Origin of the sequence: Nostoc sp. (genome assembly GCF_036918015.1) — a bacterium.
In the GTDB taxonomy this organism is placed as follows: Bacteria; Cyanobacteriota; Cyanobacteriia; order Cyanobacteriales; family Nostocaceae; genus Nostoc.
In genome coordinates, this window is sequence record NZ_JBALEO010000077.1 from 28955 (window position 1) to 51033 (window position 22079).

22 protein-coding genes are annotated in these 22079 nt (G+C 40.4%); 15 read left to right on the forward strand and 7 right to left on the reverse strand.

The window, feature by feature from the left end; all coding sequences use genetic code 11:
• Positions 1–59: 59 nt before the first annotated feature.
• The gene (locus V7K61_RS22105; protein WP_335056531.1) at positions 60–1952 is read left to right on the forward strand and encodes a lipoxygenase family protein; all 1893 of its coding nucleotides are present in this window, start codon (positions 60–62) and stop codon (positions 1950–1952) included.
• 37 nt (positions 1953–1989) lie between these two features.
• Positions 1990–3339, forward strand: coding sequence for a cytochrome P450 (locus V7K61_RS22110; protein WP_335056533.1), 1350 nt, complete (start codon positions 1990–1992; stop codon positions 3337–3339).
• Positions 3340–3379: 40 nt separating this feature from the next.
• Here V7K61_RS22110 and V7K61_RS22115 read toward each other — a convergent pair whose 3' ends face one another.
• Complete coding sequence (locus V7K61_RS22115; RefSeq protein WP_335056535.1) at positions 3380–3517, reverse strand: hypothetical protein; 138 nt, start codon at positions 3515–3517, stop codon at positions 3380–3382.
• A gap of 33 nt (positions 3518–3550) precedes the next feature.
• Here V7K61_RS22115 and V7K61_RS22120 point away from each other — a divergent pair, with 33 nt between their 5' ends.
• Entirely contained in the window at positions 3551–4111 is a 561-nt protein-coding gene (locus V7K61_RS22120) for a hypothetical protein (protein ID WP_335056537.1), read from the forward strand.
• Between the two features lie 56 nt (positions 4112–4167).
• Here the strand turns inward: V7K61_RS22120 and V7K61_RS22125 are convergent, their stop codons facing one another.
• Complete coding sequence (locus V7K61_RS22125) at positions 4168–4515, reverse strand: CpcT/CpeT family chromophore lyase (RefSeq protein ID WP_335056775.1); 348 nt, start codon at positions 4513–4515, stop codon at positions 4168–4170.
• A 55-nt stretch (positions 4516–4570) separates the two neighbouring features.
• On the opposite strand from V7K61_RS22125, the gene V7K61_RS22130 reads away from it, so the two are divergent.
• From V7K61_RS22130 to V7K61_RS22140, 3 genes are all read left to right on the forward strand, one after another.
• Positions 4571–4717: a hypothetical protein gene (locus V7K61_RS22130; protein ID WP_335056539.1), complete on the forward strand. Its 147-nt coding sequence runs from the start codon at positions 4571–4573 to the stop codon at positions 4715–4717.
• A gap of 87 nt (positions 4718–4804) precedes the next feature.
• The gene (locus tag V7K61_RS22135; RefSeq protein ID WP_335056540.1) at positions 4805–6157 is read left to right on the forward strand and encodes a serine/threonine-protein kinase; all 1353 of its coding nucleotides are present in this window, start codon (positions 4805–4807) and stop codon (positions 6155–6157) included.
• A gap of 237 nt (positions 6158–6394) precedes the next feature.
• Entirely contained in the window at positions 6395–7414 is a 1020-nt protein-coding gene (locus V7K61_RS22140) for a tRNA-dihydrouridine synthase family protein (RefSeq protein ID WP_335056542.1), read from the forward strand.
• Between the two features lie 172 nt (positions 7415–7586).
• On the opposite strand, the gene V7K61_RS22145 is transcribed toward V7K61_RS22140, so the two are convergent.
• Together V7K61_RS22145 and dpdE are read right to left on the reverse strand one after the other, a co-directional pair.
• Entirely contained in the window at positions 7587–8390 is an 804-nt protein-coding gene (locus V7K61_RS22145; RefSeq protein WP_335056544.1) for an oxidoreductase, read from the reverse strand.
• A gap of 288 nt (positions 8391–8678) precedes the next feature.
• Positions 8679–11990 carry a protein DpdE gene (gene dpdE / locus V7K61_RS22150; RefSeq protein ID WP_335056546.1) on the reverse strand — a complete coding sequence of 1104 codons (3312 nt, stop codon included), beginning with the start codon at positions 11988–11990 and terminating at the stop codon, positions 8679–8681.
• 570 nt (positions 11991–12560) lie between these two features.
• On the opposite strand from dpdE, the gene V7K61_RS22155 reads away from it, so the two are divergent.
• From V7K61_RS22155 to V7K61_RS22185, 7 genes are all read left to right on the forward strand, one after another.
• On the forward strand, positions 12561–12812 hold the full coding sequence (locus tag V7K61_RS22155) for an RNA-binding S4 domain-containing protein (RefSeq protein WP_335056548.1): 252 nt from the start codon (positions 12561–12563) through the stop codon (positions 12810–12812).
• A gap of 47 nt (positions 12813–12859) precedes the next feature.
• Positions 12860–13276 (forward strand): alternative ribosome rescue aminoacyl-tRNA hydrolase ArfB, encoded by a 417-nt coding sequence (gene arfB / locus V7K61_RS22160; protein WP_335056550.1) that lies wholly within the window; start codon positions 12860–12862, stop codon positions 13274–13276.
• Positions 13277–13325: 49 nt separating this feature from the next.
• Positions 13326–13502, forward strand: coding sequence for a hypothetical protein (locus V7K61_RS22165; protein ID WP_335056552.1), 177 nt, complete (start codon positions 13326–13328; stop codon positions 13500–13502).
• 1123 nt (positions 13503–14625) lie between these two features.
• Entirely contained in the window at positions 14626–15510 is an 885-nt protein-coding gene (locus V7K61_RS22170; protein WP_335056554.1) for a lipid kinase, read from the forward strand.
• A 131-nt stretch (positions 15511–15641) separates the two neighbouring features.
• A complete protein-coding gene (locus tag V7K61_RS22175) occupies positions 15642–16247 on the forward strand; it encodes an exopolysaccharide biosynthesis protein (RefSeq protein ID WP_335056556.1) in 606 nt (201 codons plus the stop codon).
• A gap of 889 nt (positions 16248–17136) precedes the next feature.
• Positions 17137–17694 carry a hypothetical protein gene (locus tag V7K61_RS22180; protein ID WP_335056557.1) on the forward strand — a complete coding sequence of 186 codons (558 nt, stop codon included), beginning with the start codon at positions 17137–17139 and terminating at the stop codon, positions 17692–17694.
• Between the two features lie 368 nt (positions 17695–18062).
• On the forward strand, positions 18063–18839 hold the full coding sequence (locus V7K61_RS22185; protein ID WP_335056559.1) for an SDR family NAD(P)-dependent oxidoreductase: 777 nt from the start codon (positions 18063–18065) through the stop codon (positions 18837–18839).
• Between the two features lie 144 nt (positions 18840–18983).
• Here the strand turns inward: V7K61_RS22185 and V7K61_RS22190 are convergent, their stop codons facing one another.
• Positions 18984–19763, reverse strand: a complete 780-nt coding sequence (locus V7K61_RS22190) for a photosystem II S4 domain protein (protein WP_104909074.1) — start codon at positions 19761–19763, stop codon at positions 18984–18986.
• Positions 19764–19984: 221 nt separating this feature from the next.
• Here V7K61_RS22190 and V7K61_RS22195 point away from each other — a divergent pair, with 221 nt between their 5' ends.
• Entirely contained in the window at positions 19985–20479 is a 495-nt protein-coding gene (locus tag V7K61_RS22195) for a hypothetical protein (protein WP_335056561.1), read from the forward strand.
• 112 nt (positions 20480–20591) lie between these two features.
• Entirely contained in the window at positions 20592–20864 is a 273-nt protein-coding gene (locus V7K61_RS22200) for a hypothetical protein (protein ID WP_335056563.1), read from the forward strand.
• A 54-nt stretch (positions 20865–20918) separates the two neighbouring features.
• Here V7K61_RS22200 and V7K61_RS22205 read toward each other — a convergent pair whose 3' ends face one another.
• Positions 20919–21428, reverse strand: a complete 510-nt coding sequence (locus V7K61_RS22205; protein ID WP_335056565.1) for a hypothetical protein — start codon at positions 21426–21428, stop codon at positions 20919–20921.
• A 228-nt stretch (positions 21429–21656) separates the two neighbouring features.
• The gene (locus tag V7K61_RS22210) at positions 21657–22034 is read right to left on the reverse strand and encodes a hypothetical protein (protein ID WP_099099288.1); all 378 of its coding nucleotides are present in this window, start codon (positions 22032–22034) and stop codon (positions 21657–21659) included.
• Between the last annotated feature and the right edge of the window lie 45 nt (positions 22035–22079).

Genomic DNA, 22079 nt, shown 5'->3' on the forward strand with positions numbered 1-22079 from the left:
CAAGAATAAGTTGCACATCGCGTTATTAAAGTTCCCCGTACTAAATATGAGTAGGGTCAATGACTGCTTCATCACCAGAAAATTCAATTAGCTCATCAAGTACTCATACTTTAGATATAGCTAGGCAAGAGTATCAATATAACTACACCCATATTCCATCTATTGCGATGCTAGATCGGCTTTCTATTGCCGAAGAATTCGCTACTAACTGGTATTTTTTATTAGCCCAGCAGTTACGAGTTGTGTTTATCAATACCTTGATTGTCAATAGAGGCAATCAAGGTTCTAAATCGATTCGCGATCATGTCGAAAGGTTTATTTTAGAAGCCTTGTTTAAGGGAGCAGTACCAGTAAAAATCACTATTCTGGCAAGAATCCTGCAAATTATCCCTCAGTTTTTGCTCAATGGCATCTCTAAAGATGTTAGAGAACTCGACGATCTTTTTTATTCTATTTTGAAAGAAAACGGACTTGTGATTCTCAGAGATGCCCTAAATAGAATAATTAACCTTCTATACGAAGGACAGCCGACAGGACATGCAACCAGTCTTAAAGACTACGAAAATTTGTTTCCAGTGATTGGTGTGCCAGGAATCGCCAAAACTCACCAAGAAGATGAAGTATTTGCCCACACGAGAGTCGCTGGCTACAATCCCGTCACGATCGCGCGAGTAACGACTCTAGGCGATCGCTTCCCAGTCACAGACGAACATTACCAAGGAGTGATGGGAACTGACGATTCATTAGCAGCAGCCGGACTTGAAGGCAGGCTCTACTTAACTGACTATAAAATTTTAGATGGTGCGGTCAACGGTACATTCCCACACGAGCAAAAATATCTCTATGCTCCCCTAGCACTGTTTGCCTTACCCAAAGGTTCAGACTCCAACCGTTTATTGCGTCCAATAGCCATTCAATGCGGTCAAAACCCAGGCCCAGATTATCCAATTGTTACCCCTAACTCCGGTAAATATTCTTGGCTTTTTGCCAAAACAGTAGTCCAAATAGCAGATGCCAACTACCACGAAGCTGTTACTCACCTAGCAAGAACTCACTTGTTAATTGGTGTTTTTGCGATCGCCACCGCAAGACAACTGCCACTCACCCATCCCCTAAGAATTCTCCTGCACCCGCATTTTGACAGCACTTTAGCAATTAACGATGCCGCCCAACGTATTCTCATTGCTCCAGGCGGTGGTGTCGATAGATTACTCTCATCATCAATCGATAACTCTCGTGTTTTAGCAGTGCTAGGCTTGCAAAGCTATGGTTTCAACAGTGCCATCTTACCTAAGCAATTCCAACAGCGCGGTGTAGACGATCCCAACCTCTTGCCTGTTTATCCTTACCGGGATGATGCACTATTAGTCTGGGATACCATTCATCAATGGGTTGCAGACTACCTAAATCTTTACTACACCACCGATGAAGACATTCAAAAAGACACAGCATTGCAAGCGTGGGCAGCTGAAATCTCAGCTTACGATGGTGGTCGCATCCCCGATTTTGGCGAAGATGGGAGCATCAAAACGCGCAATTACCTGATTGATGCCACTACGCTGATTATTTTCACTGCCAGCGCCCAACACGCTGCGGTTAACTTTCCGCAAAAAGATTTTATGAGCTATGCCGCAGCGATTCCAATGGCAGGTTATTTACCAGCATCAACTCTCAAAAGAGAAGTTACTGAGCAAGACTACCTTAATTTACTTCCCCCCTTAGATCAGGCGCAACGGCAATACAACCTACTCAGCTTATTGGGGTCTGTGTATTACAACAAGCTGGGTGATTATCAGCAAGGATACTTTACAGACCAAAAAGTAAAACCATTGCTAAAAGCATTCCAAAGTAATCTTCAGGAGGTAGAAGATACCATCAAGCAACGTAATTTGCACCGTCCACCCTATGAGTATCTACTTCCTTCTAAAATCCCTCAGAGCATCAATATCTGAATTAGAGACAAATGACAAATGACTCAAAATAAATACTATGACACTTAAAGATAAAGTCCTCAAAGGTCACGATCGCCAGCTTTGGCTTGCACCTATACTAGCTAAAGTAGGTTACGACACTGCGATCGGCAAGTTTCTACGCTTGATTTTTTATTACATGGATGCGTCAATCATGCTCAACGCATGGCGGAACTTTCTCTACATCCGTAAAGACAATATTGGAGACAAGTATTTTGCAGTAGACCAAGCAATTATGCATTCCTTTCACTCGCAGGTGAGAGAACTAATGCAAACCCAACCCCAACTGCGAGGAAATGATTTAGGCATGATCAGAATATTAGCTCCTAGCTACTTGCTCGATAACCCTCTGAGCTTGGGAACAAACGGTAACGAACATACAGGACTACGTACTGTAATTTTACAAGCCTTACCAGAAGCATCTCAAAAAATAGATTTTTTAGGGAATCTAGTTGAGCAAAGCCTGTTAGAAGCTGCTAAACAAGGCAAATTACACATCGGCAACGATTTGCCAAAGATTATGCTGTCGAGTTTGCACCAACTAGTTTTTCAGATATCTTTATCTGAGGAAGAAATCACAGCATCCAATAGTTATATTAAAGGTTTGGCTCTTGCATCCTTGCCTAATTTTATCAGCAAGTATCTGCTGGCAATATTAACAGCGCCAAAAATTCGGCATCGTCAATATTTAACTAAGCGATATAAACAATCACCTAAATGGGCATCTTACTTTGAAACAGGCGCTCAGTATCAGTTGAACGAACACCAAATCGCTAATACCCTTTTCGATATGATTCATATTGCTGGTACTGCTGGTACGAGTGCGCTTTTAGGATCAGTTATTGGTGTTCTCTGTTTGGATAATACTCTCAGAAATGATGTAGTGTCAGAAGTGAATGCAGTCTGGAATGGCAAGAAAACTTTAGACTCAGACGCTCTAGAAAAGTCAACACTTCTCAATCAAGTAATTTTGGAAACAGCTCGTCTCTATCCACCTGTGCGATTTGTTAGCCAACTTACCACTGAAGCCGGTGAAGTTGAGATTGGAGAACAAAAATGTCCATTCCAAAAAGGTACTCGCTTGCTTGGCTCTATTCTTACAGCTAATCGGGATGCCAATAGATACCAAAATCCAGATGATTTTGACCTAACACGAAATTTTTCAGATATCTTATCTTGGAACGGCGAAGGGCATGAACGAGCCTGTCCTGGTACATCCTTATCAATTAGCTTTATCAAAATTTTCTGTTTACATCTATTCCACAACTATCAATGGGACTCAATTACAGAAGTCAAGTGGGATTTTGAAAAAGTGACTGCCGTTACTCCTAATAATTTGGTACTACAAGGTTTTGCTCAACGACTGTGAGTAAGGGACTTCCAGTAGGGGCGCACAGATGTCATTAGTGTCAACTTAAGCTGAAAGCCTTTTCAAATCTCGTTTCCAGCCTCTGGGCTGGAAATGCTGCTCCTGGCGGCTCTGCCGCTAGCAAGGGAGGCGGAGCCTCTAGGACGGCATTCTCTGTCGGAGACTGGGAACGAGACATTCTTTTAGCCGAAAGGAAGTAATTACAAATTATATGGCTGAATTAATTGAGAAAAAGCAACTGAATAATATTGCAACCTGGATGATTCCAATCAAAGAAACAAACTTACCATCTGTCCTTAAAGGTGTGTTTTTTATGGATGGCAATCCACTGCCAGATACTTGCATTACTATGTACAATTTAGAATGGAATATAGAGAATAGAACTTTGCTTTTAACGATATTTGCCTCGTTACAGTGGACTTTTCATGACTCAATTCCTGGCTGGATATTACTACGTTTAATTCAATTGTTTAAAGTAAGTTACAAAATTCAGTTTGAAGATGAAACTTTGCAACAAGCTCAAATCACACCTATTCTGTTAGGAATACCAGTTTCAAAATCGATTGTCAGTTTCACAATGTCCCAAGACAACAATTCTCTCAATGGAGATATTTGGCACAGAAAGAACGTTTGGTTCGGCGGACTTTCTCAGGCTGGTGAGTATACTCTCCGTAGGGTTGTTGATAAAGATGGTTATTATACTCCTGCTTTTAACGATATGCTGACCAGGGTACAAAATGAATGTTTAGTAATTGGACGCCACTCAAATTGATTCGGCTCAGGTTATTTAGCTAAAGCTTAGAGCCTTATCGCCCTCCATCGCTAACTTTAAACAGAGATTTTATTCTTTTTTGATTTCTGTTTTCGACGATCTGAAATTGCATTTTTTGTACTCCAAATTCCCAAAGCCAGCAACCCGAATGTGACAGAGGGTTCTGGAACAGAATTAACTCGACGGAATTCGATGGGTGTGGCCACAAGTAAATTGCCTTTCTTGTCAAAAATTTTGTCTAAAGAGTCGATGCTATTCTGCTCAATAGTTATATCAGAAACCACTTTGAAGCCATTATTTGTTATACAACCATTGGGAGCGTTATTCCCAATGTAACTGTTTGGCTCCCAAAATAATTGCAGATTACAGGTGTTACGTAATAGGTTAGTTCTAAGTTCCAGTATGCGGCTTTAGCTCCAGAAAAAACCTGCTGGGATTTGGCGTTGGGTTGAGTAGCTTTTGACACTTGTATTCGGTTATATCACCCTTGTATCTGACAAAAAATTCAAAGAGTCAAAGTTGCACCAAAGCAGCGATCGCTTGCAACAGGCAGTACACTACTACTATGCCAAAACTTCTAAAGTGCGTAGGCGTAGCCCAACCTAGGCATCGCTGTTTCTTCTACTAGTAAGAGTGCTTTTCTAATGGGAATACTTTATATATAGTAATTCCAACAAATAGAACTCCTGTAGTATGAGCTACTGTACCAATATTGATTGCCTACGTCCCCAAAATTCTGACAGTTCTCGTTTTTGCAATAGTTGTGGTCAGGAATTATTACTTAAACAGCGATATCGTCCACTCGCGGTCATTGGAAGCGGTGGCTTTGGGAGAACGTTTTTAGCTATTGATGAACATCTTCCAGATCAACCAAAATGTGCAGTCAAACAACTATGTTTTCAAAAGGAGAATACTGAGATTTGGCATAAGGCAGTCAAATTATTTCATCAAGAAGCCCTTCATCTCAATGAACTAGAACACTCTCAAATCCCCAAATTACTAGCGCACTTTGAACAAAATCAAAAATTTTATATCGTTGAAGAATTAGTCGATGGACAAACACTCGCCCAGGAATTACAAAAACAAGGCGTTTTTCAAGAACCACAAATTTGGGAGATATTAAAAAGTTTATTGCTCACATTGCAATTTATCCATTCCCGACAAGTAATCCACCGAGATATTAAACCGGAAAATATTATGCGCCGTTCGGGTCGAGGAGACCTGGTTTTAATCGATTTCGGAGTTGCTAAATTCGCCAATAACATGAAGCAACTTCGTACAGGCACAATAGTAGGTAGTCCAGAATATGTCGCCCCCGAACAAATGCGAGGAAAGGCATTACCAGCCAGCGATCTTTACAGCTTAGGTGTAACATGTATTTACTTACTTACCGATATTTCTCCCTTTGATTTGTTCGATATTACTAGCGATCGCTGGGTATGGCAAGAACATTTACAAGCAAAGAATACTGTTAGCGTTCACCTCTGTGAAATCTTAGATAAACTTTTACAAAATGCCGTTTCGCAACGGTTCCAATCGGCAACAGAAGTTTTACAGATACTGGAGCAACAACCAAAGAAATTGCTAAATATTTCTAATTATCGTACAGTAAAGACTATTGATTATACGCATTTGCGTGATTTATTAGCAAAGGGAAAATGGGAATTAGCAGATCGAGAAACTTGGGAACTAATATGTCAAGCACTAGCAAAGCCTAGAGGTAGCTATATATTTAGTAGCGATTTTGAGAAACTTGCCTGTGAAGATTTGCAGGCCATTGACCTTTTATGGGTGAATTACAGTCATAAACGCTTTGGTTTTAGCATACAGACACTTATTTACAAAAACGTGAATGGCGACTATGGAATTTTTTGTAATCAAGTTGGTTGGCATATATACAATTATAGTTATGCAAATTCAGAATTCAATTTTAGTCTCAAAGCACCAATCGGTCATTTACCCTCACGTATTTGGATTGGTGGTTCTCAACCGTGGCGCTACCCTGATGCTTTAGCTGTAAAATTAGCAGCTTGTGGTATTAGTTAGTTTTGATAAAAAAATTGTTGAATAAGATTACTAATAAACTCCTAGTTTGTAGTGAGTGATTCATCGCTCAAAGCAACGATTATTAGGACTAAAGTCCTCTCTACGAGACGCTATGCGTAGCTTGCTTCCCCGTTCGCGCAGCGTGCCGTAGGCAAGGGGTACACTACAAACTTTAATTGATTTACGTCTAGCTATTTATAACTTAACAGTAAGCTTTGTCGATCGCTCTTCATCTTTATGCCCCAGGTATCGCTCCCCCAATCGTTCTATCCACACCTACCCCTCACGGCTCTTGCGCCTATGCAGGATGTGACAAACCTCTGGTTTATGAAGGTGATTGCCCACTACGGCAGCCCTGACTACTTTTTTACCGAATATTTCCGCGTCAATGATACCTCACGGCTCAATCGTAGCATTCTGGCAGCAATCACCGAAAACGACACAGGTCGCCCCGTTTTTGCTCAAATGATTGGCGAAAGTATTCCAGATTTAGTCAGAACAGCAAAGGAACTCTGCAACTATAATATCGCTGGAGTTGACTTGAACATGGGCTGTCCAGCACCTAGAATCTATCGCAAAAATGTTGGGGGTGGATTGCTACTCTTGCCGGAAAAAGTGGATCGGATTTTGGGAGAACTACGGCAAGCAGTTAGCGATCGCCCTTTAACCGTCAAGATGCGTGTAGGCTTTGAAAATACAGATAATTTTTACAAAATTCTAGATATAATCAATCGCCACAACATTGATTTGCTGAGTTTGCATGGCCGCACGGTGAAAGATATGTACCACGGGGCAGTTAAATATGATTTGATCGCTGAAGCCGTTAGACGAGTCGATTGTCCAGTGCTTGCTAATGGCAATATCAACTCGGCGACAACTGCTGTTGAAGTGCTTTCTCAAACGGGTGCGGCGGGTGTGATGGTAGGACGCTGGGCGATCGGGAATCCTTGGATTTTTAATCAAATACGGCAAGCTTTGCGAAGAGAACCGATCGCACCCGTTCCTTTAGCGGAGGTACGCAACTATATCGATCGTTTATGGCAAACCCCCACAGCAGCAACTATGCCAGAGCGATCGCGCGTAGGCTACCTGAAAATGTTCCTCAACTACATTGCCCTGAGTGTTGACACTGAAGGTCATTTTTTACGGTTGATGCGACACACTTCTACTGAGGCAGAATTGTTTAACCTTTGCGATCGCGTTCTTCTTACCGATTTGACAAAAACTTTAGCCCTAGCACCTTCTTTGAGCGTGTAATATCTCCGCATAATTAGTTATGCTAACCACGTCATTACACCCCACCCCCAACCCCTCCCCGCAAGCGGGGAGGGGAGACAAAGCGTAGCTTTGGCGGGGTGGGGTTCTTCGGGTTTAATAAGCAATCAAGCGCACATAATATAATATCGGGCGTTGTCGATTTGGCTGTGATTTATGGTAAATTCAACCGCTTGCGCGCACCAAATCGAAACAAGTTATCTGGCAATATTGCTTTTAAGCGAGGCAACCATTGTGCCTCATTGCCAACACGATAGCGTAATCGTGGCAACCGACTACGAGCAGCAAATAGAATCGTCTGTGCAACTTTTTCAGGATCGTCGCCTTGTGCAATTGCCTGACTAACAGTTGAGCGAATCACATCGCGTACATTGTCATAATCAGCGTAATTCAATGTGGGTGATAACATGGCGTGGTTGAAGTTGGTCTTAAAGTAACCAGGCTCAATTAAAGACACTTTAATATTGAAAGGGTCTAGTTCTACGCTCAATGCTTCGCTATAACCTTCAAGTGCAAACTTACTTGCACTGTAAAAACCTTGGCCTGGTGCGCCAATCAATCCCGCCACTGAACTGATATTAATAATATGCCCACTACGCTGCTGTCTCATAACTGGCAAAACAGCATTGCTAACTCGGACAACACCCCAAAAGTTGGTTTCAAAAACCTCCTTGGCTTGTTCTAAAGAAGTTTCTTCAATCATGCTGGCATGAATTTGTCCAGCATTGTTAACCAGTAAATCAATGCGATTAGTCCGTGTGAGCAACTGTTTGATACATGATTGCACTGAAGACTCAGAGGTAACATCGAGTGTCAACATTTCCACATCTTCTACAGTTGGATGTTCCTTGCGACTGGTACCGAAAACCCAGTAACCCTCTTGAGCAAGCTTTTGAGCAGTTAACAGCCCAAATCCAGATGATGCTCCTGTTACTAGCACGACCTTTTTATCAGTCATCGGTTCTCCTGTTGTTTGTGAATTATTTGATACTGCGATGGACTACACCCTGCCTAATAACAGCGATCGCGTTTTTTCTAAATCTTATTCGTTCATTATTCATTCTCAATAAAAACATAATTTTAGCAGTCCTGCACTTTGTACATCATCTACTTGAGAACTGCTGTATATGTTTTTATAGCAATGTCATCAGTAACACCAAAATAAAAAGATCCCCGACTTCTTTAAAAAGTCGGGGATCTCAAGCTTTCAAATAGGATTACCAAAGCTATTTAATCACACACCATATCACTCAAATTGCATAAGCGATCGCCCCGATACCACAATAAAACCCACAGAATCAAGCCTCAGAAGCGGCTGGCGAATTCCTTCTAGAATGGCTGCATTTAAAGCAGTTTCTATCTTCAATTCTTCAGCTAATGCATTATCCCAACTTTGCTGATTTAAACGTAGACCTAATTGTTCTACTCTATTGGCTAATTTCTTTTCAGCGACCTTAGCACAACTTTGACATAAGTCAATAAAATCGGGACGATTGGCAAGTAATTCTGAAGAAGTGTTACGCATTTCATAGCAAAAATTTTGCCATTTACTAGGATCAACAAAATCGTCAATAATTCCTAAGCGCTCTTTTGCTAGGTTGTAATCTCGTCCTTGATTATTGTTTTTATCTTTATATGGACGTTGTAGAATACTTAAGAGAGCTTTATCCTCAACAACCCGGATTGGCTGCTTGCGACCATCAACATAGATAGTTTCTATAATTGGTGGAAATAGAGCATCAACGCGGCGCTGCAAGTTTTTGAATTGAGAATTATCTAGTTTGTTATCTAGTAAAACTTGTTTGGCAATTCTTAAATTTGCCTCGACTACATAATTGCATTGAAAACCGAACCATTCCTTCCCTTCTTTCGCGTCCCAAGATGCATCAGTACGCCAGAGAGCAAAGGCTTCACCTCGGTCATCCCAGTTGATATAGTTCAAGAGTGCTTCAACAAATCCTTCCCCAACTCGAAAGAGTTTAACACCAGCATTTTGGTTTGCTACTCTGCGATTATAAGTACCAAATTGGTCTAGGGAACTCTCAGCAAAACGGTTTTGTAACTCATTTATCGGCACCAATGTCCGTGTTGTTGGTTGATAACGTCGCATCTCTGATGAATCGGGGTTATTCAGTCCTCTGAATCCCAGCGCGTCACAAATCCAGCCTTCAATTGCTCGTTTCATTTCTAGATGACGAGCATCGTAATTATCTAGCTCTTGAAAATACTCGGTAGCAATTTCATCGTTGGCATCAATTTCATCTAGAGCATTTTGTTCGCTAATTTTGGCTATTTCCGTTTCAATTTGCTCTTGAATTGGTGCAACCATCTCTAACAATCCAGCCGCACCTGATTGAAACAAAACTGTTTCTAATTCTGCAAGTTTCTCATCTACATAAAACTGGAGACTGGCAATTGATTGTTGGAAAATACCAAACCCATCTTTTAAGACTTTATACCAAGCATTGTGAGGGCTATCTTCCAAGTAGGGGCCAATCAAGGCACTAGATTGGATGCCAATTTTGCTGCCAATGCGGTCAAGTCTGCCAATTCTCTGCTCTAATTGATTAGGCGACCAAGGCAGGTCAAAATGAATTAACCAATCGGCAAACTGGAGGTTACGCCCTTCTTCTCCAGAGCGATCGCATACTAAAATAAAGCAGTTTGGGTTATTCTTGAACCGATTTAAGCCTTCTTCAACTTTGTCTGGTGATTCTCCAAATTGATGGCTGGCTACTGTCTCTGCACCAAAGGTATCAGATAAATAACGGACAATTTCGCCACAAGTTTGCACAAAACTGGTAAATACAATAAATTTGGGCAGAATATCGCCAGTAATTGGTCTTTTGATTCTCTGCTGTATTCTCGTGATGAATTCCTTTTGATTCTTCCGAACGTTTGCGGGAATTTTGAAATAAGTACCTAGCTGATTCAGCAGCACTGTTTTCAAATTTTCCGTCCGTTGTCCGTCCTCTTGAGGTTGACGAACAATTTTTAGTAAAGATTGGAGAATCTCTTCTTCCCCTGAGAATTTTGGGGTTGTAGTTAATAGGCGAACATCATCTTCTTTAAATTCCTGGATGAGTTTAGCATGAGGTTTCGCAGTTAAACGCGCCGTAATTACCTGCTCTAAAATGCCTAACCAAGTCCCAGCAGCGAGAAATAGCAGCAGAAAAACTCGCTGATATTGCTTTTCAGCAGGAGCAACACTCCGCCATTGATTGAGGATTTCGTGGATATCAAGCGATCGCTCGTCTAAATCATACTCTTCTTTGGGCGTAAAGTTGCGGTCAAATATCACGTCTTCCACCGCAGCGCGACGGTTGCGAAGCATTCGCCGATGTAGTCGATAGATATCGCTGACGTGGACGCGAATCGCTTGGACGATTTGCTCTTGCTCAGGAGAATTTGCTTGTAAACAATTTTCTAAATCATCCGCCAGCTTCAGAAAATACTTATCTTCAGCCAAGAGGTTTCGCAATTCCTGCAAGTTGCTTTTGAGAACCTCTGGTTCTGCACCTTCTTTAAAAGAAAGCAGAAGTTTACCAATTTGCTGACGACTTTCAACTTTGGTGCGGAAACCTGCTAAATCGCCAAGTTTATAGGTTGTCGGGTCGAGCAAGTGCAACATGGCCAGAAAATCCTGCTCGTGATTGAGAACCGGAGTGGCAGATAATAAAAGTAAGCGATCGCTTTTATGAGCCAGTTCTTTGCAAGTCTGAAAACGCTGGCGTACTGTTGCATCCTTAGAGGTTGCCATTGCGGCGATGTGATGGGCTTCATCTAAAATTAAGCAGCCTATCCTTGCTTTCAGGTTGATTTTATGAATATCTTCAACCGCCAGCACCGCTACCCGTTTGCCAAAATGGGAGATGTAAAACTTGTTTTCTAACTCAGTCCGCCATTGTTTGAGCAAATATTGCGGAACTATGACTATCGCACCTTTTTTCGGTTCGTCGAGAAGAAATTGACGGAGAATCGCACCCGCTTCGATGGTTTTTCCCAATCCCACCTCATCTGCTAACAAGTAGCGTTGAATTGGATCTTCCAGTACCCGCCTGACTACTTCAACTTGGTGAGGATAAAGATTAATATTTGCCGAAATCAATCCCGTCATCCCGCGACTCACAGCGCGTTGCTGAGTCAAGGATTTCACGAAAGCCAATCTTTTGTCGTGGAAATAGGGCGTTTCGTGACCCTTCATCGCCAGAGTTTGGATGGGGTCTGTATTTGGTAGATTACAACGAACGTAAATATCTTCAACAGATGCGATCGCAGTTTTCTTATCTGGTAAATCAATTTGATACATTTCTGTATCATCATCCCAGATAAAAACTCTGCCAACTATCCATTTATCCTGAGTTTGGTACTTAATATAGCATCGAGCCTGGGGTTCAAGCTTGACTTCAGAGAGCGAACTTAAAGGCAAAGTTTTTTGGAGACGTTGGCCTATAGAGCAGAAATACTCAACGATCGCATTGGCATCAGATATTTCCGTAACTTTTCCGATACCCAAAGAGTTATTCTGGGACTGTACCAATAAACCAAGCTTAATCATAGATCCAGTCCCCTGAACACATTAAAAGAACTTTCCAGACTAGTTTTTAGCCCATATCTGGCAGTTTTGTCGATCAACATTATAGATAATAACTGGTATTACAGTTTTTGTTAGAGCGATATCTACGACGGGCTACTCGGCGTCGCTCCATCACAGCCAATTAATAAAGTTAGCAATTTTCAGGTAAATGCACCACACAGTAGAGGTACAGCATTGTTGTGCTTTTACAACATATAGCGTTTCCTAATCACATGAGGTACATCTTAGCCCCCTCCTTGCTTGCGGGGAGGGGGTTGGGGGTGGGGTTTTTGTACCTCACTTAACCGAGAACCGCTATATACAGTTCAATTAAATGAAAACTGCTGTAAATTTACATTTCTCAGCAAAGTTTTGCCTAAAAGCGTAACGTTGTTAAACGCAGGGTAACACAATGCCATTGCAGAGTATTGCCAAATTAAATTTGCTACGAATTAATGAAATACTGTACTTAGCTGATTATCTGATGTAACAGATTTACGCTTTAGCTTGAGAAGACCACGATACAATTAAGATTGTGTACATTTATTGACTATGAAGAAAATTAGAGACAACACAATTAAGTTAAATCAATTTTTAAAGTTGATGGGTATAGTGCCAACTGGAGGCCAAGCCAAGCTGATGATTCAAGGTGGCGATGTTCAAGTAAATGGGATGTTGGAAACTCGACGAGGACGGCGACTAGTACCGGGCGATAAAGTGACAATCCAAGGACAGACTTTAGAGGTGAATTTGAACAACAATGAAGACCCAGATGTAATGATATTAACCGAACAAACCGAGTAAATACAATTTATCTGAAAGTTACAATTTTCTCTTTTACCTTGTGAGTAATGCTGCAAATTTCCAACAAAGTTATCATCCCACAGAGTGAGATTGAAATTACTGCGATTCGCTCCCAAGGAGCAGGAGGTCAAAATGTAAATAAAGTTTCTACCGCGATCCACTTGCGCTTCGATATTGCAGCATCATCATTACCCGATTATTATAAACAACAGCTTTTAAAGCTCAACGATCGCCGCATTAACCAAGAAGGAGTAGTTGTAATTAAAGCCCAGGAACACCGAAGCCAAGAGAACAATCGCGAGTCAGCTTTGAAACGACTTCAAGAAATCATTCAAAGCGCAGTTGTCGTGACAATCAAACGCAAACCCACTAAACCAACTCGCAGTTCTCAAAGAAAACGCCTTGACCACAAAAGTAAGCACGCACAGATAAAATCTAACAGAAGACAGGTGACAGATTGTTAATTCATCGATTATTTGTAGAGAATACACATATTATTCAATAGAAAAAAAGATGAATAAGACATTATTAAAGATTTTAATGTTTGGGCTTTTAATCTTGTTTATCCTCTCTCCCTTTGCTGCCCTTGCGAGTTTAATGCTTGTAGTATTGCTTGGAGCGTTTTTCTTTTTGCTAGGAGACGTATTTCAAGCAATTATTAGTGGCGACACCGACCCGAAAAAGTCATAAAATCAAAATTCAAAATGAATATAGGGATTGACACGAAAAAGTAGCTTTCAAGGTGCGATCGCTTTAACGTAGATAATTTTCAATCTGTCACAGCATAAGTTGACAGATACGTAAGAATTCAGGAGTCAGAATTCATAATTCAGAATAGTTAAAGAATTAGGAGAAGATTTGATACATAAATGTACTAATCATGCTGCATTCCTTTTAAATTCTGACTTCTGACTTCTGGGTGCTGAATTCTTACACAGATACAAGTACTTTTTCAAGCAAAAATTAAATAATTGTAATACCAATTTCCTAAAAGCAAAGAGACTTTGAATGTTATTCCTCAACACTAGTATGGAAGCTATTGCGTTGCGGCAGTTCTCCCCGTTGCAGTTTTCCCCGTTAAGTAGGTAGATATAATTATAAAATAAACTCTTAGTTTGTAGTGAGCGATTTCTCGCTCAGAGCAAGGATTATCAGGGCTAAAGTCCTTACTACAAACTTTAATTTATTTATGTCTAGAGACTTATAGCAACTAACTAGCGCTGTATTAGATTCAACACAAAAGCGCCATATATAGCAGATTTCAAATTGCTGAGGTACACAAGCTAAGTCTGTTATCCAGACATAAAGCGTGTTTTACTCCTGAGTTCTGAATTCTGCTATATATACCGACTATCGTTTGTATGCAATAGACTTTGACCTCTCTCCAAACCTCTCTCCTAAAAGCAGAGAGGCTTTGAGTCTTACTCCCCTTCCCTTGTAGGGAAGGGGCTGGGGGTTAGGTCTGTATTGGACTCAACTTAGAACCACTATATGTATCTATATTAATGAAAAATATCTCTTGTGTTTGGCATAATAATATTTGAGCAACTCGCTATTTTATAAATAAAAACACCTAAAGTTCATTTATCTAGCGAGTAATAATTATATTTGCTGAAGATAAACACACTGAGGTCTAGTAGAGCTAAACTAAAGAAAAAGAAAAATTAAAAATTATTAGTCACAATATAATAAGTATTAGCAAAATGAATTCTTGATAACTTTCATAACAGTCTAAATACTTTTTTGTAGTCAACTTCAAGCAAAAAATATAGATGCGGATAATTGGACATATCAACAATAAAAGGTACCACCCATGAGTTCCCGCGCACTGCTGTTAGTAAATCGTCATGCTCGCCAAGGGCAAAAAGGTCTGTCGGAAGCGATTCAAAGTCTGAAAACACTTGGCTTTGATTTAATGGAGGAGTCTACAGAAGATCCCAAACATCTTGCTGAAGTTATACTTCGCTATAAGCATCAAGTTGACTTGGTAATTATTGGCGGAGGAGATGGTACTCTAAATGCTGCCGTAGATGCTTTAATTGAAACTCAGTTACCTTTGGGAATCTTGCCTCTGGGAACTGCCAACGATCTAGCGAGAACTTTGGGAATTCCAAATTCCCTCAACGAAGCTTGCAAAATTATTGGAGATGGACATTTACAGCGCATCGACTTGGGTTGTGTGAATGGCAAGCACTTTTTTAACGTTGCCAGTATGGGATTGAGTGTAAAAATTACCCAACGACTTACCAAAGAAGTCAAGCGCCGTTGGGGAGTATTTGCTTATGCTGCCACTGCATTGCAAGTGCTTTTGGAAGCCAGACCTTTTACAGCAGAGATTGCAATCAACGGTGAATTGGTTCGCGTCAAAACAGTGCAAATTGCGGTCGGTAACGGCCGCTATTACGGTGGTGGTATGGCAGTGGCTGACGATGCCACAATAGACGATCAAAGGCTAGACCTTTATAGCTTGGAGATTCAACACTGGTGGCAGGTTATATTATTACTACCCGCAATGCGACGAGGGCGACATATACATTGGCAGAGTGTACGCTCGCTTCAAGGTCAAGAAATAGAGGTACATACTCGCAAACCTCGCCCTATCAATACAGATGGTGAAATCACTACTTACACACCTGCTCATTTTCGGGTTATACCTAAAGCTATAGCTGTTTTTGTACCCCCAGAAAGCAGGAGTTAAGAGTCATTCAATTTTAGATTTTAGATTTTAGATTTTCCTTCAATTCAAAATCTAAAATTGGCAGAGTTTAGAAGTTATTCTCCCTCATCTCCCTCTACTACAAAGTGGGAACTCGCATCAACTCACGCCAAATGCATCTGAGATTTTCTCAAGATATAAAGTCCCTGTTGCAACGCCTAGCTGAACAACCTCTAACTCTAGGTGATATTCTGACAGAAACCTCAGAACGGGGCTTCAGCCTGGTAATTACATTATTAGTTTTGCCTTTTTTACTTCCTATGCCACCGGGGTTAACTGGCCCATTTGGTGGTGCTTGTTTACTGTTGTCAGTGCAAATGGTTTTAGGAAGGCGATCGCCTTGGCTACCTAAAAGAATCGCTAACTACAAATTTCCTCGTTCCTTCGCCCAGTTACTTTTGCAAAATTTGGGACGGCTTACCAAAGTTTTCCATAAAATCGCCCGTCCCCGATTAGCAAAAATAGCTCATAATCCTTTAATTTGGCGAATTAATGGGTTTTGTATCTCTTTATTAACAGTATTACTAATATTACCAATCCCGTTTACAAATCCTATCCCAACTATCGGTATTTTACTTTTGACTGTTGCCACGATCGAATCTGATGGTTTATTAATTTGCATCAGCTACGGCATTACTGCCCTAATTACTTTGCTGTTTGGATTTATTGGTTATGCATTGTGGTTAGCTCCCAGTTTGCTGCCATCGATATTGAAATAATAAAAGCCTCCAGCTTTTGGCTGAGGGCTGTAATTTTTTAGGGTGCATCTACCATTTATTAATCCACTTTATTTATTGCCATATCCGGGCAAATTATACTTTTAAGCAAATTTATTTTTTCACGACTAAAAAAAATTAGCAATAAAAAAGCCTTCAACTAAAAGCTGAGGGCTATGATTTAATTAAGGTGCATCTACCATTTATTAATCCGCTTTATTTATTGCCGTATCCGGGCAAATTATACTTTTAAGCAAATTTATTTTTTCACGACTAAAAAAAATTAGCAATAAAAAAGCCTTCAACTAAAAGCTGAGGGCTGTAATTTTTTAGGGTGCATCTACCATTTATTAATCCGCTTTATTTATTGCCGTATCCGGGAAAATTATACTTTTGAACAAATTTATTTTTTTCACGACTAAAAAAAATCAGCAATAAAAAAGCCTTCAACTAAAAGCTGAGGGCTGTAATTTTTTAAGGTGCATCTACCATTTATTAATCCGCTTTATTTATTGCCGTATCCGGGCAAATTAGACTTTTAATCAAATTTCTTTTGTTCCAGAATAAAAAAGTATCAAAAATAAAAAAAAGCCCTCAACTAAAAGCTGAAGGCTGTGATTTAATTAAGGTGCATCTACTATTTATATATCCGCTTTAGTTGTTGCTACATCAGGAAGAATTGAAAAAAAATGCATGGCTAGTCTCAACGAGGATCGCCTACGGTATTTGACTAGGTAATCATTGACCAACTTCACATTAATTTTACAATTATCCCCATTTTCCTCTAAATACACAAAGTTTCTGTTAATATCTCTGATCGGATATCCGCAATAGTACGAATTTAGTTTATTAGTTGGGTATATGACTATGAAAGTTAGACACACCCAATTTGATGAAGCGATCGCAATTTCTATTAGCCCTTGCTAGTCTTAGTATTGTCGGGGGGAGCTTTTTTCTGAGAACAACTTTTAGCAGTACTAGCGAGCCTAAAATTATAACTGATACATCACGCTACAAAGAAATTCGTAGTCAACTATGGTCTGAAAATGACCAAGTAAAACATTTTCCTAATGAGATTCCCCCTGATGCTAAAGACGTTCGTATTGCTTACTCTCCCAAAGCTTTGCAAGGAAGTAGTTTTTTTCAAATTAGGTTAAAAGAGCCACCAAAGAAGATAGAAAAATTACTTTCACAATATAGAAATAGTGCCAAGCACAAATATATAGGTGGTGACACAAACGACCACATAAACCAACCTAACGGTGTGCCGACAACTTTCTTCTATACTAGTGATTCTCCTACAGAATCTTTTCCGGCTACTTATGAAATATTGGTATTAAATACAGATGACAAAGGTAGACCTGGCTTTAAGTGGAATCATGGAGATAGCTACGGCGTTGCTATTAATAGTTCCACCTCCGAAATTATCTATTGGTCTGAAAAATGGTAATTAGCAATTCAAAATGAATTTGGATCGCTATGAGAAAAATCATTATTTTTGACATCGGACTTCCGAAAAAATATCTGGATAAGCGGCAATTATACTTTCAGAGAAAACCGCAAGAATAATCAGTCAATTGGAAGGCTGAATTTAGCAAAAATTTTCACAAACTATTATTTGAGATTGAGATAGCGGTAAATCTGTGTTTCAATTTTTGCAATAGGTTCCATTGTGAAATTCTGAGTACAGAAAACTAACCTTCATTTCAGTACTAAGTAATGCTTTTACCCTTTTTGGTATATCACTTTGGGTAGTTAAAAATTATAGCCAACATCGCTAAAATTTATAAGTGCTTAAAAACTATCTAAATATGTATAATGCCAACTGCTTTAATTACTGGTGCTTCTAGTGGTATTGGTAAAGCCTTTGCACAGGAACTAGCTGCACGCAAGACAAATCTTGTACTCGTTGCTCGTTCTGAAGATAAACTAAGCCAATTAGCTAAACAACTACAAGAACAACACAACATTCAAGTAGACATTATAGTTAAAGACCTCACAGAACCTAATGCAGCAGCTAGTGTATTTGATGCCACAAAATCAAAGGAATTAACCATTGACTTATTAATCAACAATGCTGGTTTTGGCTGCTATGGTGACTTTGCTGAAGGGGATGGAGAAAAACAAGTCAAAATCGTACAATTAAATATTTTAGCATTGGTAGATTTAACTCATAAGTTTTTACCCTTGATGCGCCAACGTCGTTCTGGAAGTATTATTAACGTATCCTCTATTACCGCATTTCAACCAATACCATATCTTTCTGTTTATGCTGCAAGTAAAGCTTTTATTCTCAGCTTTAGTGAAGCATTATGGGCAGAAAATTATCAGTATGGTGTCCGTATTTTAGTCACTTGTCCAGGGCCAATAGAAACAAACTTTTTTGCAGAAGCTAATTTTCCTCCAGCGCTGGCAAGCAGTACAGATAAAGTTTATTCTTCCGAAAAAGTGGTTTGGGAATCTTTAGAGGCTTTAGAAAAAGGTTATCCAACTGTTATTAGCTCTGATACTACCACTCAAATTAGAAGCAAATTATCTCGGCTTGTACCGCGCAAACTTCTACTGAATATGTTAGCAAAACGCTTTAAAGCCTAAGTATTAAGTATCTATTTAGGAGTAGAGACGCGATGAATCGCGTCTGTACAAGAGTTTGGAGTTAAGAGACGCGATTCATAGCGTCTGTACAAGGGTTTGAAGTTAAATAAACTGATGTATTTAAAACTCCTCACTCCTAACTTATTACATATATCTTGTTAATTGAACTCGGTAACGCTCTTTTTTGGTAACGGCGATTTCGCCAACTTCTAAACGCCCTTTAGAGCGAATGGCGATTAAGTCGCCTGATTTAACTTGAGAACTAGCTTGGGTAACTTCCTTCCAATTGACGCGGACATCACCAGCATCAATGAAATCAACCATTTTGCTGCGGGACATACCAAAACCAGCAGATGCGATCGCATCTAATCTTAAAGAAGCCTCCACAGTAGTTAATTCTTTTTTCTTGGGTTCCCGAACCTTTAATTCAGTTAGCTCAATCTGCTGAGTTTTCACAGGAACGGATCGCACCTGTTTGAGGCTCATTGACAAAAATTCTACCAACTCTGGGGCAACAATCGCCTGCGCCCCTCGTTCTCCTAAGACAATCACATCTCCCGTCTTTTCACGAACAATTCCCGTCCCCAACATTGCGCCTAAAAAGTCGCGGTGGGAGGCGGTATCAAACAGGAAATTACCAGCAATTTCTACAGCTACAAGGCTGACTTGAGATTGATCTAACGGAAGTTCTGAACGAGCGATCGCTATTCTTTGACGTTCAGCTTGGGGATATCCACCCCACGCGACTAATTGCACTTCTGTTAATCGGTTAAACACCCGTTGAATTTCTGCCAATTCTGGGGGAGATAGAAAATCTGTCAAAACTACTTCCCAAGTTTTGATCGCTTGCTCCGCTTGATCGATTGCACGAGCTACACTATCTCGATTTTCAACACCTTTTAAAAGTTCTTCTCGTGGCAACATTCTTAAAAATTATGAATTATTAATTGAGAATTAATCTGCTATAACTATCCTGATTCTAGCTTTAATTCCCATTTCAGCCATTAGTAACTTTCATGCTTTTCTTTTGATAGTTCCAGCATCCAGAGTTTTAATCCCTATTGACCCCAGATGAATAGTACATACAATTATACGTAGGGACTAATAATTTTCTTAAATCGGCGTTGACTAAAAACGCATAACTTATGTCTATCGGGACTTTCGGCAATATCTACTCAGATGAGTTAATTACAGCCACTGAGTTGAATCGTCAGCCTGGGCGAGTTCTGGACAAAGCTTTAGAACGTCCAGTGACAATTACTCGCAACGATCAATCTTTTGCTTTGTTACGCCGGGAGGAAGTGACTTTTCTCATAAAGGCAGCAACACAGAGTCAAGCTGTTTTTGAGGCATTAACGGTCGCCTTTTCTTTGTTACTGGGAAAGGAAATCGGTTTTGAACATCCTTATGGATGGCTGAGTGTGTTTGAAGAAGATGATCTGCAAGACTTTATCAAGGAGTTGAGTGAAGCTTTTCGGTTGATAGATTCCTCAACTACAGCATGGGAGATAATTGACGCGATCATCCATGAATGGCATGAAAGCGCCGTAGCGATCGCTAGTCCTGAACTGGCAGATGCTTTTAGTGTCGAGACTGATGAAGTACCATTAAAGCCGCCATCTACTCAGAGTGCTGTCTGAATGAAAGTATGTCAGATAACCAAGAAGAAAATCCAATAGTTGAGAATGTGGAGCCGCCATTCGTTAAACTGACGGCTCCAGCATTATCTGAGATAGAAAGCACTTGTGGTTGGTGGTAGCTAAAAATCGTCGGGTGAATCGGGGCTGGGAAGCTTTAATGCAGCGCCATTCAGAAAACACACGTCGTTGTTACGAGGATTTATGTACTGCACCAACCACCAGACAGCCTGGGCGTGTTTTTCCTTTAAAGGGCAAACCCTACAAGGGGGCATGGGAATATGAGGTAACAAAAGGGGACAGAGTGTTTTACGTTCCTGATGAAGAACAATTGAAAGTCGTTGTCTACTACGCAGGAAAACATCCAAATCCTTCACCCACACCCTAATTCGTGGCAATAAGGAGGAGTGGGCTAAAAATAAATCTGTAAACTATGATTTATTCAATACACAGTATTTGTGTCGGCATAACCTTGGATATTTTCTGGATCGAACTGACGTAATATTTTGGTTGCTTGGCGAGTCAGAGTTTCAGAACCTTGAACGGCAACTAAATATTTACCTGCATCTAAGCGGTTGCGATAAGGTAAAGCATCACCACCACCTATAAGTAAACCGACTCCGCCACCGACAACCACACCACCCATCGCACCACTAGCAGCACCCAGCAGTCCGCCAACAATGTGATTGCCAACTTCACCCGCCCAGGCAAAAGTATCTAAACTAGTAATCAGGCTGAATGTAAAACCTGCAAAAAAGCCAAATGGTATCAGCCAGGTTGCCATCTGTTTTGCTTGCTTTTTAGCTTGATCTTGGGGGTCAATTAAGCCAAACTCGTCAGCCGTTTTATACCCCCTCCCCAAAATAGTGCTGTTAATGCCTTCTTTTTCTAAAGCTAAGTAAGCAGCTTCGGCTTGAATGCGGTCTGGTAATACGGCAACAAGGTAATTCATTGATTTTACAATTTGTCTAATAGAAGTTTTGCCTTAATTAACAGCGTATCAGTCCTGGTTGAATCATCTTGCATTGGGTAAAAGTTAAAAGTTAGGAGTTAGGAGTTAAGAGTCTTACTCCCCTTCCCTTGCAGGGAAGGGGCTGGGGGTTAGGTCTGTAACTCAACTGCAAACCGCGTAGGCGTAGCCCGCCGCAGGCATCGCACAAGTTAAATGTACATGGGCTGATCATTTTAGCAAATCTAGTGGCTCACAAAAATTGTTTACGCCTTGCTTGAGGACATATAGCAAAACTGGCGTTGCCAAAATCTTAGGAAATGTTGGCGTTGTTTTTAGATGTTCCATCATCTTCTGAAGAGAAGTATTAAGCAAATCTTCTCGATATTCTTGTTCGCAAATGACCACACGCCATTTTCTAGCCAAGGCATCTAACCACTCGGAATTTGCTCTTTCTGGTTGTTGTCCTGCTCGGATAGCTAGCGTCATTGCTGCATCTTCCAAATCTCCATCACAGTCTTCAATTAAATCCAGCGCTTCCATATCGCTAGGATCGTCTGCCAATTGAGAGCGAAACTGTGCAATTTCTTGAGATGTTACTTTAGTCATTAGTCTTTGACAAGGCAAGCGATGCCTACGGCTGTAAACTACGAA